Genomic DNA, 15,228 nt, shown 5'->3' on the forward strand with positions numbered 1-15,228 from the left:
ACTGACCTCCTTTTTCTATTACCATCTGTCTTTCTCAACATACTTTATAACAGTATGATGTCAAGTTTTATTTTTAATATTTTTATGTCTTTTCTTATTTATTCTTTTTATTGTTATTTTCTTTTATTTACTATTTACTGTTAATACTGATATTATCTATCTGAAAGCATTCATGATTTTTTAAAAATCAGGAAAAATTATTTAAAATAATTTTATTTTATACTATTGACTTAAAAATATAATTTATTATTCTATTAATAATTATCAGCCAAGGGAAGCAGGTGAAAATCCTGCACTCTCAGAAGGAACTGTAATAGGTAAACGGTTTATAACAACCACTGTAGGGAAGCCTTATGGGAAGGGTTATAAACTTTTCCTTAAGTCAGGAGACCTGCTGATAATTAGCTATTATCCTTCTTCTGGTGGATATAGCAGGAAAATGCAATCTATGTACTTTCTTTTTTCAATTCTTTTTATCAACCAATAAAAGAAAGCAAAAATCTTTTAAAATTTTCCTGCAATCTACCAACTAAAAAAACATTAAAGGAGTTTTCTTATGAAAAAGGGATATCTTTTTAAATTTACTTTGTTTTTTGTATTATTCTTTTTTGTATTTTTATTTGCACATCCAGCTTTTGCAGGAAAACAGGGTGAGAATAATAATACTCCAGTCAAAACTGTTACAGACAGTTTAGGAAGAAAAATTGAATTGAAAAATTATAGTAAGATTGGTATTTTAAATCCAGCTGTAATTAAAACTCTTCACATGCTAAATTATGATTTTAATAATGTTGTTGGTGTTGATTCTTATTCCATATCAATTTATAAAAATTATTTAAAAAATGACACTAAAATTATAGGTGATTATAATGGACCTGATTTAGAAAAAATCATATCAAATGGAATTGACCTTTTAATAATTGATAAATCCTTCCCAGTTCAAAAATTAGCTGAAATTGAAAAAAATAATATCAACTATTTTGTTTATTCACCTGATACAATTGAATCTTTAAAAAATGATTTAAAAAATTTATCCTTATTATTTAGTTTATATAATAATTTTAAAACTCTTAAAAAGCAATATATTGACCAATATGAAAATAAAATTAAAAACCTAAAACTTCATATTACAGGTATATCTATAATCTGGTATGACAAGAATTTTATGTTATCAGGCTCGGATTCATTTATTGCTAATTTTTTTGAACTTGCAGGTATAAAATACTCCATAGAAGATAAAGGATGGCCTAAAATTTCTTTAGAAAAATTTATAGAACTTGATCCTGATTTTATTCTTGTTGCTTCTACATACATTAAAAAAGATTTATTTAATGATAACATATTTACTCACCTAAAAGCTAAAAAAACAGGAAATATAATTTTTATTACTCCAGAAATAGAAAATATGATTTTACAACCTTCTTTTGATACTTTTAAAGGATTCTTTGAAATATTCAGCAAAATAAAGGTTATGCAAAAAAATTAAAATAAATAAAATAATTAAAAAAGAGCTGTCTCTATTTAAGGGATAGCTCTTTTTGTAAAAATAAAATTGAAATTATTGAGATATTTAAAAAATAGAATAGATTCTATCATTATTAAAATTTTTCTCATTAGGTCAGTTATGAAATCAGTTTATTTAATACTTTTAGAACTTTTATAACAAAACTAATATTTTTTCTTTTTAGCCTTTGGCAACTGTAATCCAGTCAAGAAATTTTAATTAGGATATATTTATTAACTTAAATTAATTTAATTAAATACAATAATTTCAAATTTTATTATGAACTTCACTAACCACAGAATTTTTTTTCTTTAGCTCTCTTTAATTCTGCATCTTCTTTAGTTTTGAGACAACCTTTTTTTTGTAATAATAAATTTATCTCTAATTTAACAAGAAATATATCAATATTATTTTTATATATTTTATTTAATATAATTATTTTACTTCTTTGATTTCCTTTTCTTCAGTATGATTAATATTTTTTTCTTCCATAACATATTTTAATGGAAACTCAAAAATAAACTTATTAGAAGCCCTCATATTTTCATCCATAATATAAATGATTAAATAAACATTATCTATATTATTTTCAACTAACCATCTTTTTTTTATAAGAAATGTTTCATATTTTTCTAATTTTGAATTTCCATTTAATTTATATAGTTTTCTATTATCAGGAAAATAATCCTTCAACTTTTTGATAAATTGTTGAAAGTCAACATCACTAAAATTAAAAGATTCTTTTTTTACAAAATAATAATCTCTTATAATTTTATATCCTAGTGGTTTGATTGTAAATAAAATATTATTATTTTTATCCTTAAACGTTAAATATACTTTTGTATTATCAAAATAAAAAAATTTATCATTAAAATTGTTATCAATAGAAATTTTGAATGTTAACTGTAATAAATCATTTTTTTCAAAAGCAATAAATGGATTATTTCGCTTTTCAATCGAAAAAACACCTTTTAAATATTTTTGAGATAAATATGTTGCATTTAGTTTTAATTTAGAATTATTATTAATACTCTTCAAATCATAACTATATTTGGAATACATTTTATCTAAAGAACATGATACTAATGTTAATATTAATATAGCAATTATACTTGAAATAATAAATTTTTTATTTATCATATAGTTTCCCTTTTTTGGTATTCATTAACACATTTCTTTTTTTTAACAATAATCTTTTCATCTTAAATTTAAAATTTACAATTTTAAATTACAATAAAATTAATATCTTATTCTTATCAGAATAAAAAAGAGGTTGCCCTTATTTCAGGACAACCTCGAATATATACATTATTCTTAATTAAAATAATAAAAATTAAAATGATGTATATAAACCACTGAAAATAGTTATATTAGAACCAGTAGCAGTAGAACCATTTACTGCAGCATACAAATCCATACCAAATAAAATTTCAGGAACTTTAATACCTGCATCATAATCTAAAGTAACTGTACTAGCCTTTAGATCATCTGAAGCCAAACTTGCAAAAATTGATAAAGTATCTAAAGAAACAATTGCTCCAAAGTTTAAAGGAAACTTATCTCCAATATTATATGCAGCAGCAGTATCTGTTGTTACCTGAGCGAGAGTAGATCCAATGTAGAAAGAAGCTGGCCCTAAATTGTTTAAAAATAAATCAATAGCTAATCCCATTTCGTTAGCTGAATTATAATCAAAAGATACATCTAATTCTAACATATCCATAGGTGTAAATTTAACTGATGCTGAATTTTCCCAAGTTTTACCATTTAGTTCATATGAAAAATCATCAGTTACACTTAACATATCCATTGGAGTTAAAGAAAAACCAGCATAAATATTAAAATCACCTGCATCATAAGTAGTAGCTACTAATCCAGCTTGTCCAATCAATGGATATGAATTTGCATTATAAGCAGAAGAAAAAGCACTACCAAAATATGCTGTAGGTGCAAATGTACCAATACTATCAGTTCCACCATAAACAGTTACCATATCAGAATCATAATAAAATTTTAAAGTAGCATCAGTAAGTTTTAAATAAATGTTATCATTGAATATAATCTTTGCAAAAGGAGCACCAGAATTATTATCTACATACAACATCCCTTTTGTTAATGAAGTATCACCTGATAAAGCATAAGATCCTACACTAAAAGAAACATATGGGTCAAATACGTATGCTTTATTACTTGTTTCATATGCAAAACCAAGTCCAAGTTCTGCACTTGAAGTTCCAATTCCACCTTCTAAAACTTTAACTCTTGCATCTAAATCTTCTAAAGTAACGCCTTCAGCAAATAAAGGAGTTACGAAAGCTAATACCATTGCGAGTACTAACAAAACAGCGAGCAACTTTTTCATAAAGTATCCTCCTAAAAATTTTTAATTAATTTATCGTAAGCTTTTTTTTGCTTACGGTTAAAATATAAAAAGAAATTAATTGTTGTCAAGATATTTTTTTATTTTTTTTATATTTTTTTACAAAATTTAACACAAATAATTTTAATCAGTCATTCATATTAATTAACATGATTTTATAAATTACCTTTATTTCTTTATATTTTAATATATTTTCAACATTTTTTATTTACTATAATTACATTTATTTCAATTTATACTCTTTAATTGTTTTATATTATTTATATTTAAATTAAAAATTATTAAAAACTATTAAAAAATTAATTTATGTTGAATTTATTTAATTTTAAATTATTAATTTATTATGTTCAATATATTTTTAAAAGTTACTTTTAATAAAAAATCAATTTAAATTAGATTCTGCATTTTTTTAAATTTTTAAGGGGTTAGATAATTATGAAACGAAATTTTATCTTTTTATTTTTTATTTCATTTTTTCTTTTTTTCTCGTTAACTACTGTATTTGGGAAAACAGAAAATAATAAAATTAATTATGAAATCAATGGATATTTTAATTATTATTCTGGATTTTTTCCCTCTTCAATTAGCTTAACAGATACAACTTTTGAAAATTCTATTTTTTATAATTATTTTTTAAATTTATTATTTAACTTTAATAGTAATAATAAATTTGGGTTTCTTTTTAATTATAATGGGATTGATTGGAAAAACCCATATGCTTTAGGATTAATATATAATTTTTTTAATAAAGCTTTTAGTATTTCAATTGAATATAACTTAAAAACATTAGATTTTTTAAAATATTTTTCCTCAGTTAGGTTATTCCTTACTATAGACTTATATCCATATTTTTTCTTAAAAGTTAATGGTTCTACTCCGTTTTATCCTGAAAAATTCATTTTAGCTATACCAAATATTACATCAAATAGATTATCTGAAAATTTTGATTTTTCTTTAGATACAGGAGTTTATATTTACCAAAATGAAGTTTTTTTTCAATTTAAATATTTAAATATTAAGGATTTCATTTCATCCTCTAACTATTATTATAAATTACAGTACTACTATTCTGCAGGAATAAGATTAATACCGACCTATACGCTTTTAGGATATTATTTTGAAATGGGATATAGTATTAATAATTATAATAATAAATTTAAATATTCTTTTTTATCATCATCAATTGGTTTAATAATAAAACCTATTAATGGGTTATATATTAAAGGTATTATTGGTTATAATTACTGGTATTTTTATACTGGAAATTTAATTAGCAATGAAAATCCTGTTTTTTTTGTATTACAGGTTAATTTCAAAACAAAATAATATAATAATAAAATTTAAATTATTGAGATATTTAAAAAATAGAATAAATTATATCCTAATTAAAATATCTCTCCTTAGTACAGTTATGTATTCCTTAAAGTTAATCTTTTATGACATTAAATAAATATATATTATTTTTTTCTCTTGAGCCTTTGGCAACTGTAATCCAGTCGAGAAATTTTAATTAGGATATATATTGTTTTTATTTATTTAATTAAATATAATAATTTCAATTTTATTATTAACTTCACCAACCACGGAAATATAATAGGTTATGTCAATAATAGTGTGTAAATTAGTTATAATTCTAGAATTATAACTAATTTCGCCTCCCGATGAAAATATTGACATTAACCATAAATTTTTTCTAGCATTTCGTCAAGCTCATATTTAGCTTGACCAAACCCCCTTAATATTCTTTCTTCCCATCTATTTTCATAATCTTTTAATATTAAAAATAATAGTTTTTCTGCAGATTCAACTGTTGGAAAACTATTTTTCCCTTTTATTCTTTTTCTTACCTCTTCATTCAACCTTTCAATCCAGTTTGTTGTATAGATCTGTTTCCTTATGCTTTCTGGAAATTCATAAAATGTTAACATATAATCCAATACTTCTTCTAAATCATTAACTAACTTCTTATACTTCCTTCCCCATTTTATTTTAAATTGTTCAAAATAAACTAGTGCTTCTTCTTTCCTAGTTTGACTATAGACTTTTTTAAAATCCAATAATATTTCTCCTCTATCTCTTACCCTTACTCTTGTTGATATGTTCCTGCTTAAATGATATATACATCTTTGTATTTTTGATTTTGGAAAATTGTTGCTTATTACTTCTTCTATTCCACTTAATCCATCTGTTACAAACAACAATACTTTTTTTACTCCTCTTGTTTTTATATCTTCAAATATTTCATTGTAAAAACTTGAACTCTCTGTAGGATTTATGTAAAATCCTAATATCTCTCTTTTCCCTTTTACATTTACTCCCCTATAAAAATCAATATTAAATATCAAAAAATCTGCTAATTTATCTAAACGAGGTAAAACCTCAAATCATTGCTTTCAGGCAACAGAATAATCTTTATCTAACAATATATCATTTGATTTTCCTGGATCATATTCACAACCATTTTTTAATAATGTCCATACCAATTTACTTAACTTTCTTGAAGTCGCTATTATTGCTTTTCCACTTCCTTTTATCTTTTTCATATTTCTATAAGATTTCATATATCTGTTTTCTCTTTCTCTTTTTACCCTTATCATACCCATTGTCATCTGTACAAATGCTGTTCTTAATTCACTAGAACCTCTTTTAGTTATATTCCCATATCTTTCCTTGTCTGCTGAATTTTGTACCCATGGTACCAATCCACAATAAGAAGAAAGCTTTTTATATGAACTAAATTTATTTATGTCATCTATGTAAGCCCTTAAAGTAATTGAAGTTATCAATCCACATCCTGGTATTGTCCTTAGTATTCTTACTGCTTCATCTTTTTCTGTCATCTTTGAAAGCTCTTTCTCTATTTCTGATATTAAACTTTCTATACTATTTATTGTTTTTATTATCCCTGATACTATACTTTTTTTTATTGGGTCCGATATTTGTTCTATAATTTTTACCCTTCCTGTTTTTGTGTTAAGCTGTCCATTCTTTGTTTCTATACCCATTTCTAACATTATTCCATGTATTTGATTCTTTAAACTTACATTGGTCTTTTTTAATACTGACCTATGCTTTAATAAATCTCTTAAATTTTTACTATCTTCTTTACATAAATTTACTTCTGGTATCATATCTTTTGATAAAAATTCTGCTAATGTCCTTGCATCATGTTTATCTGTTTTGTTTATTGATTCATTTATTACTTTAAACTTTAAGGTATTTACTACATGTACTTTAAATCCATAATTTTCCATTTCTCTTTTAAAATATCTTGTATTTCCTGTAGATTCTACTGCTATTTCAATTTCTTCTGGTTGGGATAATTTCTTTAACAATCTTACAAATTCCATATATCCTTCTTTTTTTGTAGAAAATTTCCAATTAATATCTGCAATCCTTTGTTCTAAATTTTTTATACATACTGTCATTTGATGCTTGTGTAAATCAACTCCCACTGATAGTTTCATCTGCCTCCTCCAATTATTTTTTTTAATTGAAAGCAGATTCTTTACGATATTTATTACAGAGAATAATCCATTCTCCTATAAAAATCAATATTAAATATCAAAAAATCTGCTAATTTATATAAACGAGGTAAAACCTCAAATCATTGCTTTCAGGCAACGGAATAATCTTTATTTAACAATATATCATTTGATTTTACTGGATCATATTCACAACCATTTTTTAATAATGTCCATACCAATTTACTTAACTTTCTTGAAGTTGCTATTATTGCTTTTCCACTTCCTTTTATTTTTTTCATATTTCTATAAGATTTCATATATCTATTTTCTCTTTCTCTTTTTACCCTTATCATACCCATTGTCATCTGTACAAATGCTGTTCTCAATTCTTGTGAACCTCTTTTAGTTATATTCCCATATCTTTCTTTGTCTGCTGAATTTTGTACCCATGGTACCAATCCACAATAAGAAGAAAGCTTTTTATATGAACTAAATTTATTTATGTCATCTATGTAAGCCCTTAAAGTAATTGAAGTTATCAATCCACATCCTGGTATTGTCCTTAGTATTCTTACTGCTTCATCTTTTTCTGTCATCTTTGAAAGCTCTTTCTCTATTTCTGATATTAAACTTTCTATACTATTTATTGTTTTTATTATCCCTGATACTATACTTTTTTTTATTGGGTCCGATATTTGTTCTATAATTTTTACCCTTCCTGTTTTTGTGTTAAGCTGTCCATTCTTTGTTCCTATACCCATTTCTAACATTATTCCATGTATTTGATTCTTTAAACTTACATTGGTCTTTTTTAATACTGACCTATGCTTTAATAAATCTCTTAAATTTTTACTATCTTCTTTACATAAATTTACTTCTGGTATCATATCTTTTGATAAAAATTCTGCTAATGTCCTTGCATCATGTTTATCTGTTTTGTTTATTGATTCATTTATTACTTTAAACTTTAAGGTATTTACTACATGTACTTTAAATCCATAATTTTCCATTTCTCTTTTGAAATATCTTGTATTTCCTGTAGATTCTACTGCTATTTCAATTTCTTCTGGTTGGGATAATTTCTTTAACAATCTTACAAATTCCATATATCCTTCTTTTTTTGTAGAAAATTTCCAATTAATATCTGCAATCCTTTGTTCTAAATTTTTTATACATACCGTCATTTGATGCTTGTGTAAATCAACTCCAACTGATAGTTTCATCTGCCTCCTCCAATTATTTTTTTTTAATTGAAAGCAGATTCTTTACGATATTTATTACAGAGAATAATCCATTCTCCTATTCAATCTGGATTGTTAAAATCCGATTATTATGTTGATTCGGCTGTAGGCTCTTCATTCTCCTAAACGGTCTTTTTGACCAAATTAAATGTCGAACCTAAGCCTATCTGCTTTCAGGTTTATTTTCGTTGCCTGAAAGCAGTTTCTTTATCCCCTGCTATTGATTTTTATCACATCTCCTAATAAAAAATAGATTGCTTCTTTAGATACTGTATCCCTCCTTATGTTTACATACATTGCATCTATAAATATTACATAATAACTTTCTTCTAATTTCCTGTTTTTAAATCCTTCTATATCTTTTTTTACTTTCTCCGTTATATTCGATATCGTTTCTTTACTATATTTCATCCCATATATATCTTTTATATGTTCTGATATATCTTCTGTAGATAACCCTTTTGCATACAATTTTATTATTGTATCATCTATATTTTCAAGTCTTCTCTTATATCTTTCCAATATTGCAGGATAAAACCCATTTCTTGCTCTTGGTACTTCTAAGTTAATAATTTTTCCATGACTCGTGTCTAAATCTCTGTACCTTTTCCCATTTCTGTAATTTTCTTTTTCTGTTTCTCTATCATATTTTTTAAATCCTAATACAGTATCTATTTCATTTGTCATTAAACTTTCATATCCATATTTTAATATAGATAACATTAATTCTATTGTTTTATCAGGATTTTTAATAAATTCTTCTAAAACCCCTTGACTTTCTAAAAATTTAGCTAATTCTTTACCTAAATTGTTCATTTTTTTTGCCTCCTGATGATTTGTTTTTTTATACATATTTTTTCATCGGGAGGCAATATTTTTTATTTATTTGCTTTAAGCAACTTTATTCTCTCTTTTACACACTTTTATTTATAGCATGAAATAATATTATCTCTTTTAAATCTTTGACAACTACAATCCAGTCGAAAAATTTCAATTATGATATATATAGTTTTTATTTATTTAATTAAATACAACAATTTCCAATTTTATTATTAACTGCACCAACCACGAAGTCGTTATACCTCTTTAGCCTTTAACAGATAAAAATTATTCTAAAATTTTTTCATTCATGCAACTTTTTTGAATATTTTATTGTCTATAAATTATAAAAGACAAATAAAAAAGGATTATGCTTTATGAAAGATATTTATTATAATTTCATTAAACATCCGCATGACACTTTCTTTAAAATTGTTTTTAAAAATATTAATAACGCTAAAGACTTTATTAATATTATTTTACCTGATAATATCAAAAAATATATTAACATTAATAACCTAAAAGTTGTTGACTCTTCCTATATAACAAAAGAATTTAAAAATAGATTAGCTGACCTTGTTTTTGAAACCAATCTAATTAACTCTAAACATAATATTAACATATACTTCCTTTTTGAACATAAATCTTATAAAGATAATGCTATCTTTATTCAACTATTAAGATATATGTTAGTTAAATGGGAACATGATTTTCAAAATAATAAAGATTTATCTTTAATATTACCTGTTGTATTTTATCATGGAAAAAATAAATGGGATATTGATACAGAATTTATAAATAATTTTAAAATAGATAAAGAGATTAAAAATAATTTTAAAAACTATTTACTAAATTTTAAATATCTATTTTTTAATGATAGTAAGAATAAATTAAGTTATAAAGTGATGAATTATAATAGATACTTGAAATTAGCCCTAGATGTATTAAAATATAAAGCAAAAGAGGATAAGGAAATAATATACAAAATACTTGATATAATAGATAAAGAGATAAAAAATAGTGAGATAAAAGGTATATTTTATGTGTATATATTTGCTATATTGAAAAATGAAGATAGAGAAATTGTGATAAAAAAACTTGAAGAGAAGGAGAGTAAGATGCCATCAATTTTAGAATCATTGATAAAGGAAAGCAAAATTGAAGGACTAAAAGAAGGTGAATTAAAAGGATTAAAAGAAGGAACACTAAAAGGACAAATACTTGATAAGCAACAGGTATTAATAAAACAGATAGATCTAAAATTTGGAATAAGTGAAGAAGAAAAGCAAGTTATATTAAATTGTTTTGATAAAGATAAGCTTGAGAAAGGGATAGAAAAAATCCTATTTGTTAATAATAAAATTGAAATTATTGAGATATTTAAAAAATAGAATAAATTATATCCTAATTAAAATTTCTCTCTTTAGTACAGTTACTGTATCCATTAAAGTTAATCTTTTATAATATTAAAGAAAAATATATTATTTTTTATCTCTTTTGCCTTTGGCAACTGTAATTCAGTCGAGAAATTTTAATTAGGATATATATATTGTTTACATTTATTTAATTAAATATACCAATTTCAACTTTATTATTAACTGCACTAACCTAGAGGATTATGTTTTCTTTTTTTCCTTTGACAACTGACAATCACTCTAAAAATTTCAATTTTATTAATATTTATTAAATTGTTTCAACAATCTTATAATTTTTAATTTTGTAATAATTGTCTTTAATTTTTTCAAATTCTAAAGAGTCAAAAGATAAATGTAAAATTTTATTGTTTTTAAATTTTAATTTTACATATTCTTTAATCACATTTATTTCATAAAGTTCACCTTCTTCATTATTAAAAACAACAGTTACACCCTCCTCTGGAAATTTTGACTTAGTTTTCTCATAATATTCATATTCATAAGAAAGGCAACATAAAAGTCTACCACAATAACCTGAAATTTTCATAGTATTTAAAGGTGCATTTTGAACTTTAGCCATCTTTATTGAAATAGGATTTAATACATTTAAAAACCTTCTACAACATAATTGCTGACCACAGACGCCTATTCCATCAAGAATCCTTGCTTCATCTCTAACCCCTATTTGATGCAATTCTAATCTTTTTTTGAATATAGAAGCCAAAGTTCTGACAAGTTCTCTAAAATCTACTCTTCCATCAGCAATAAAATTAAACAAAATCTTTTTATCATCTAAAAAATAATGGACTGAAACAGCTTTCATTGGAAGTCCATGTTCAGCTATCTTTTCTTTAAATATTTTTAAGGCTTTTTCTTCCTGCTTTTTGTTTTCATTATATTTTTTAATATCTTCAGGAGTAGCAATTCCTAAAAATTTTCCCTCAATTTTAAGATTTTTTTTAACATTAGATTTAAAATCTATTGGTGTTTTAATTTTATTTAATTCACTGGCATCCTCAACTTCAACCTCATCAAGGTCTGAATCAGATGTTTCCTCTTGAAAATCCGAAGGTTTTGTTTCCTGTTGTTTTATTCTATTATCAAGGTCCTCTTTTGTAATATAACCTTCAAACTTTACAAAAAAAACCAGATCCAATCCATGTTTTGTTTCAACTTTTGAAATATCACCATGGTTTAGTTCATATTTATTTTCAGAATAAAACAAAAACACAATATTATTATGAATCAATTTAGCTCTATATAAATACATCTTTATACCACCTTTTCTGCTCAAATTTATATTATATAAAAGTTAATATTATAAGTTAATACAATTTTAGCTAATTTATCTTAAAAATAGCATTTATTATTTATCCCTATTATTTCTTTTGCTTTATTATTTTTTTCAATTTTTAAATTTTTATATTTACTAATATTCCTTCAATCTCTTTAATATTGGATATAATATCCATTTGCGAATTTAAAACAGTATCTGTTAAAACAACAAATTTTTTTTGTACTTCAAGAATTAAAGAATATTTTTTTTCATAATCTTCTAAATTTAATCCTTTTTTTTTCATAAAATATAATTTATATCCATGATTAACACCTAAAGCTATAAAACCTGATAAATAATATTTATATTCATTTAAATCTTCCTCTTTTCTATGATTATTGTATCTTTTCCCAATTTCTACAATTTTATCAATTAATTGTTCAGGTTCATAATCTTTAAATTCATCCAATATCTTTTCAACAGTAACTTCTTTAAAATACTCTTCAAAAACTTTTTTGTTCTTGCCAGAACTTTTTTTTAACTTCATTTTTTTTGTATTTTGAGACTTCTTAGTGTAAAATTTTTTTAAAAGATAATGTATTTCTGGTATCAATACTTTTCCTTTAAATTTAGTTTAATTAAAATAACCTAAACCAAATAAATAATAATTTTTTTTAATTTAATTAATGAGTTTATCAATAACTCTTCTTATTTTTCTACTATTATTTGAAACTCCATCTTCAAAGTATATTTTTTCAACAAAATTTGAAAAGTCTTTATAATAACTAAAAGATAACTCATACCCTTTTAAAACTTTATAAAAATATTCATCACTTCTTTTTTCAATTTTATCTTTTATACTTAATTTTGAATGGTTTAACCTTGCAGATTTATTCCCTTTTATTACAATACTTTCATATTCTTTTTTAGTAAAATAAAATATTTTTTCAAAATTAATCATAGAAAAAAGCTTCTTACCTACTATTTTATCTATTTCAATAAGATCAATATCATTATCCATATAAGGGTAAATTTGATAGGAAAAAGAAGAAAAATGAAATCGATCAATTAACACCCAATATTCATCATTATAAAAATCTAATACTTTAGAAATAATATGCTCAAACCTATCAGCAATAAATAAAAAATATTCAGTAAGATAATTAATTTCTTTCCCTTTATGTAAAAGAATTTCTCTAATTAAATTTCCTATTTCTGTTCCACCAGGTTCTCTTGTAATAATATTTTTAATACCATTTTTATTAAGGTACTTAGAAAGAATTTTTATCTGGGTTGTTTTACCTGTTTTATCTAAACCTTCAAAAATTAATATTTTACCACTCATAATTATTCTTTCAATTAATTATTTTTTTGTATAAATTTTACTATAAAAAATGATACTTTTAAAAAAGATAAAGAAAAATAAAAAAAAAACAACTTCAATTTAAAATCACTTAAAAACTTAAATTATAGTTAATAAATGATATTAGAATAAAAGATATTTTTATTGTTCAAAAGTAGGATTTAACTTAGTGATAGATTTTAATAGAAATATTTTTTAATAGAAATCATTTTTAAATTAAAAATTTACTGGTAATCTGGAAATAAGTAATTTTTTTAAAATTTAACTTTAAAAAAAATAGAATAAACCTTCTTTATTATATAAATAAAAACTATTTTATTACTTTTATCTCTCCATTATATGTGACACCTTCTTCAAGAATAACTCTAGGTGCTTCTAAATTTCCTTCAACAATTCCTGTTGAAAAAAGGTGTATTTTTTCTTTTGCTTTAACATTACCTTTTAAAATCCCACCAATCTCAACAATTTCTGCTTCAATATCACAATAAGCTTTACCTTTTTCTCCTATAAGTACTTTAGAACTTGATTTTATTTTACCAGAAAATTCTCCATCAATTCTTAAAACCGTATCTAAAACAAAATCACCTTTTAATTTAGTTGTTTCATAAATTATATTACTTACTACCATTGAATTAGATATATTAGACATAAAAACTCCATTATTTTTCAAGTATTGAATGAAATATTTTTATAAATAAACATAATTTGTTAAATAGCTAATAATTAAAAATTTTCCAGATTATAAAACAAATAATCACTTGGATTTACAAAAGTGTTGTTAATTTTAATTCCATAATGCAAATGTGGACCGGTAACTCTACCTGTTTTACCTTCTTTACCGATTATTTGTCCTTTTTTCACAACCTGCCCTTTTTTTACTAAGATAGCAGATAAATGTGCATAATAAGTTGAAAACCCATATTTATGCTTAATTATAACAACCAATCCATAACCCATCTTTGGTCCTCTATACTCAACAATCCCATCAGCAGTTGCAACAACAGGAGCTCCATACCTATAAGCTATATCAATACCTGCATGAAAACTTAAATTACCAGAAAATGGATCTTTTCTTAACCCAAATGGAGAAGTTATCCTCCCTTTATGAACATAAAAAGGCCATCTTGAGGGGATATTTCTATATAGATATTCAAGATCTTCTTTTCTTTTAACATATTCTTGCCAGAATAATGTTAAATTTTTATAACTTTGCTCAATAGATAACAATTTCTGATCTAAATCTTCTTTATTATTATAATCAAGCTTAATTTCCTGACCACCCTGACCTAATTCATTAACAATGCTTTTTTTTCCTGAAAATATAGTTGTAACTTTTTCAAAATTACTTTTCATTGTGATAAAAGATTGGTAAGCATTATCAACAAGTTTATTAACATTTTCCTGTTTTTGTGATAATTCATTTGTTTTGTTTTTATATAATGAAAGTTCATTAGCATATGAAGACAAACTGGAAGTTGTTAAGAAAATAAGAATAATCAAAATTGAAAAGAATACTACAAAAAAAACTATTGTAAATAATGACAAATGAATATTCACAATCTTTTTTTGATTGTGAGGAATAAACATAATAGTAATCTTTTCATTACCTTTTTTAATAAAGGATTTCCAGAAATTTTTTATTCTTAAATTTAAATTATAAAAAAATGATTCAATATTTGAAGCTAAATTTTTTTCCCAGTTTTTAAAACTCTTCATTGCTAATTCCTAATTACTTAATAACAACAAAATATATCTTTACTTTT

Annotated in this window: 14 protein-coding genes and 1 riboswitch; of the genes, 3 read left to right on the top strand and 11 right to left on the bottom strand. The window is 23.6% G+C overall.

Features of this window, described 5'->3' with window-relative positions; translation table 11 throughout:
- Positions 1-248: 248 nt before the first annotated feature.
- Positions 249-413: riboswitch (cobalamin riboswitch) on the top strand.
- A gap of 143 nt (positions 414-556) precedes the next feature.
- Positions 557-1,486: an ABC transporter substrate-binding protein gene (locus ACZ5EC_RS06945; RefSeq protein WP_464301758.1), complete on the top strand. Its 930-nt coding sequence runs from the start codon at positions 557-559 to the stop codon at positions 1,484-1,486.
- Positions 1,487-1,939: 453 nt separating this feature from the next.
- Here ACZ5EC_RS06945 and ACZ5EC_RS06950 read toward each other — a convergent pair whose 3' ends face one another.
- Together ACZ5EC_RS06950 and ACZ5EC_RS06955 are read right to left on the bottom strand one after the other, a co-directional pair.
- Positions 1,940-2,644 (bottom strand): hypothetical protein, encoded by a 705-nt coding sequence (locus tag ACZ5EC_RS06950; protein ID WP_464301759.1) that lies wholly within the window; start codon positions 2,642-2,644, stop codon positions 1,940-1,942.
- A 193-nt stretch (positions 2,645-2,837) separates the two neighbouring features.
- Positions 2,838-3,866 (bottom strand): hypothetical protein, encoded by a 1,029-nt coding sequence (locus tag ACZ5EC_RS06955; RefSeq protein WP_464301760.1) that lies wholly within the window; start codon positions 3,864-3,866, stop codon positions 2,838-2,840.
- A gap of 453 nt (positions 3,867-4,319) precedes the next feature.
- Here ACZ5EC_RS06955 and ACZ5EC_RS06960 point away from each other — a divergent pair, with 453 nt between their 5' ends.
- A complete protein-coding gene (locus ACZ5EC_RS06960) occupies positions 4,320-5,210 on the top strand; it encodes a hypothetical protein (RefSeq protein WP_464301761.1) in 891 nt (296 codons plus the stop codon).
- A 350-nt stretch (positions 5,211-5,560) separates the two neighbouring features.
- On the opposite strand, the gene ACZ5EC_RS06965 is transcribed toward ACZ5EC_RS06960, so the two are convergent.
- The 4 genes from ACZ5EC_RS06965 to ACZ5EC_RS06980 form a co-directional block, all read right to left on the bottom strand.
- Positions 5,561-6,229 (bottom strand): IS256 family transposase, encoded by a 669-nt coding sequence (locus tag ACZ5EC_RS06965; RefSeq protein WP_464301762.1) that lies wholly within the window; start codon positions 6,227-6,229, stop codon positions 5,561-5,563.
- Between the two features lie 48 nt (positions 6,230-6,277).
- A complete protein-coding gene (locus ACZ5EC_RS06970; RefSeq protein ID WP_464301763.1) occupies positions 6,278-7,351 on the bottom strand; it encodes an IS110 family RNA-guided transposase in 1,074 nt (357 codons plus the stop codon).
- A gap of 149 nt (positions 7,352-7,500) precedes the next feature.
- A complete protein-coding gene (locus ACZ5EC_RS06975; protein WP_464301764.1) occupies positions 7,501-8,574 on the bottom strand; it encodes an IS110 family RNA-guided transposase in 1,074 nt (357 codons plus the stop codon).
- A 225-nt stretch (positions 8,575-8,799) separates the two neighbouring features.
- Positions 8,800-9,408 carry an IS256 family transposase gene (locus ACZ5EC_RS06980; protein WP_464301765.1) on the bottom strand — a complete coding sequence of 203 codons (609 nt, stop codon included), beginning with the start codon at positions 9,406-9,408 and terminating at the stop codon, positions 8,800-8,802.
- A gap of 380 nt (positions 9,409-9,788) precedes the next feature.
- Here ACZ5EC_RS06980 and ACZ5EC_RS06985 point away from each other — a divergent pair, with 380 nt between their 5' ends.
- The gene (locus ACZ5EC_RS06985; RefSeq protein ID WP_464301766.1) at positions 9,789-10,802 is read left to right on the top strand and encodes an Rpn family recombination-promoting nuclease/putative transposase; all 1,014 of its coding nucleotides are present in this window, start codon (positions 9,789-9,791) and stop codon (positions 10,800-10,802) included.
- Between the two features lie 292 nt (positions 10,803-11,094).
- Here the strand turns inward: ACZ5EC_RS06985 and ACZ5EC_RS06990 are convergent, their stop codons facing one another.
- From ACZ5EC_RS06990 to ACZ5EC_RS07010, 5 genes are all read right to left on the bottom strand, one after another.
- The gene (locus tag ACZ5EC_RS06990; protein WP_464301767.1) at positions 11,095-12,096 is read right to left on the bottom strand and encodes a PSP1 domain-containing protein; all 1,002 of its coding nucleotides are present in this window, start codon (positions 12,094-12,096) and stop codon (positions 11,095-11,097) included.
- A 142-nt stretch (positions 12,097-12,238) separates the two neighbouring features.
- Complete coding sequence (locus tag ACZ5EC_RS06995) at positions 12,239-12,715, bottom strand: DUF327 family protein (protein WP_464301768.1); 477 nt, start codon at positions 12,713-12,715, stop codon at positions 12,239-12,241.
- 66 nt (positions 12,716-12,781) lie between these two features.
- Entirely contained in the window at positions 12,782-13,447 is a 666-nt protein-coding gene (gene tmk / locus ACZ5EC_RS07000) for a dTMP kinase (RefSeq protein WP_464301769.1), read from the bottom strand.
- A 328-nt stretch (positions 13,448-13,775) separates the two neighbouring features.
- The gene (locus ACZ5EC_RS07005) at positions 13,776-14,114 is read right to left on the bottom strand and encodes a bactofilin family protein (RefSeq protein ID WP_464301770.1); all 339 of its coding nucleotides are present in this window, start codon (positions 14,112-14,114) and stop codon (positions 13,776-13,778) included.
- 74 nt (positions 14,115-14,188) lie between these two features.
- Positions 14,189-15,181, bottom strand: coding sequence for a M23 family metallopeptidase (locus tag ACZ5EC_RS07010; protein WP_464301771.1), 993 nt, complete (start codon positions 15,179-15,181; stop codon positions 14,189-14,191).
- Between the last annotated feature and the right edge of the window lie 47 nt (positions 15,182-15,228).

The sequence above is a fragment of the Exilispira thermophila genome (assembly GCF_055389015.1).

Coding starts and splice junctions, on each gene's coding strand:
- ACZ5EC_RS06975 (WP_464301764.1), bottom strand. CDS start 8,574: ATGAAACTATCAGTTGGAGTTGATTTACACAAGCATCAAATGACGGTA.
- ACZ5EC_RS06990 (WP_464301767.1), bottom strand. CDS start 12,096: ATGTATTTATATAGAGCTAAATTGATTCATAATAATATTGTGTTTTTG.
- ACZ5EC_RS06970 (WP_464301763.1), bottom strand. CDS start 7,351: ATGAAACTATCAGTGGGAGTTGATTTACACAAGCATCAAATGACAGTA.
- ACZ5EC_RS07010 (WP_464301771.1), bottom strand. CDS start 15,181: ATGAAGAGTTTTAAAAACTGGGAAAAAAATTTAGCTTCAAATATTGAA.
- ACZ5EC_RS06950 (WP_464301759.1), bottom strand. CDS start 2,644: ATGATAAATAAAAAATTTATTATTTCAAGTATAATTGCTATATTAATA.
- ACZ5EC_RS07005 (WP_464301770.1), bottom strand. CDS start 14,114: ATGTCTAATATATCTAATTCAATGGTAGTAAGTAATATAATTTATGAA.
- ACZ5EC_RS06980 (WP_464301765.1), bottom strand. CDS start 9,408: ATGAACAATTTAGGTAAAGAATTAGCTAAATTTTTAGAAAGTCAAGGG.
- ACZ5EC_RS06985 (WP_464301766.1), top strand. CDS start 9,789: ATGAAAGATATTTATTATAATTTCATTAAACATCCGCATGACACTTTC.
- ACZ5EC_RS06945 (WP_464301758.1), top strand. CDS start 557: ATGAAAAAGGGATATCTTTTTAAATTTACTTTGTTTTTTGTATTATTC.
- tmk (WP_464301769.1), bottom strand. CDS start 13,447: ATGAGTGGTAAAATATTAATTTTTGAAGGTTTAGATAAAACAGGTAAA.
- ACZ5EC_RS06955 (WP_464301760.1), bottom strand. CDS start 3,866: ATGAAAAAGTTGCTCGCTGTTTTGTTAGTACTCGCAATGGTATTAGCT.
- ACZ5EC_RS06960 (WP_464301761.1), top strand. CDS start 4,320: ATGAAACGAAATTTTATCTTTTTATTTTTTATTTCATTTTTTCTTTTT.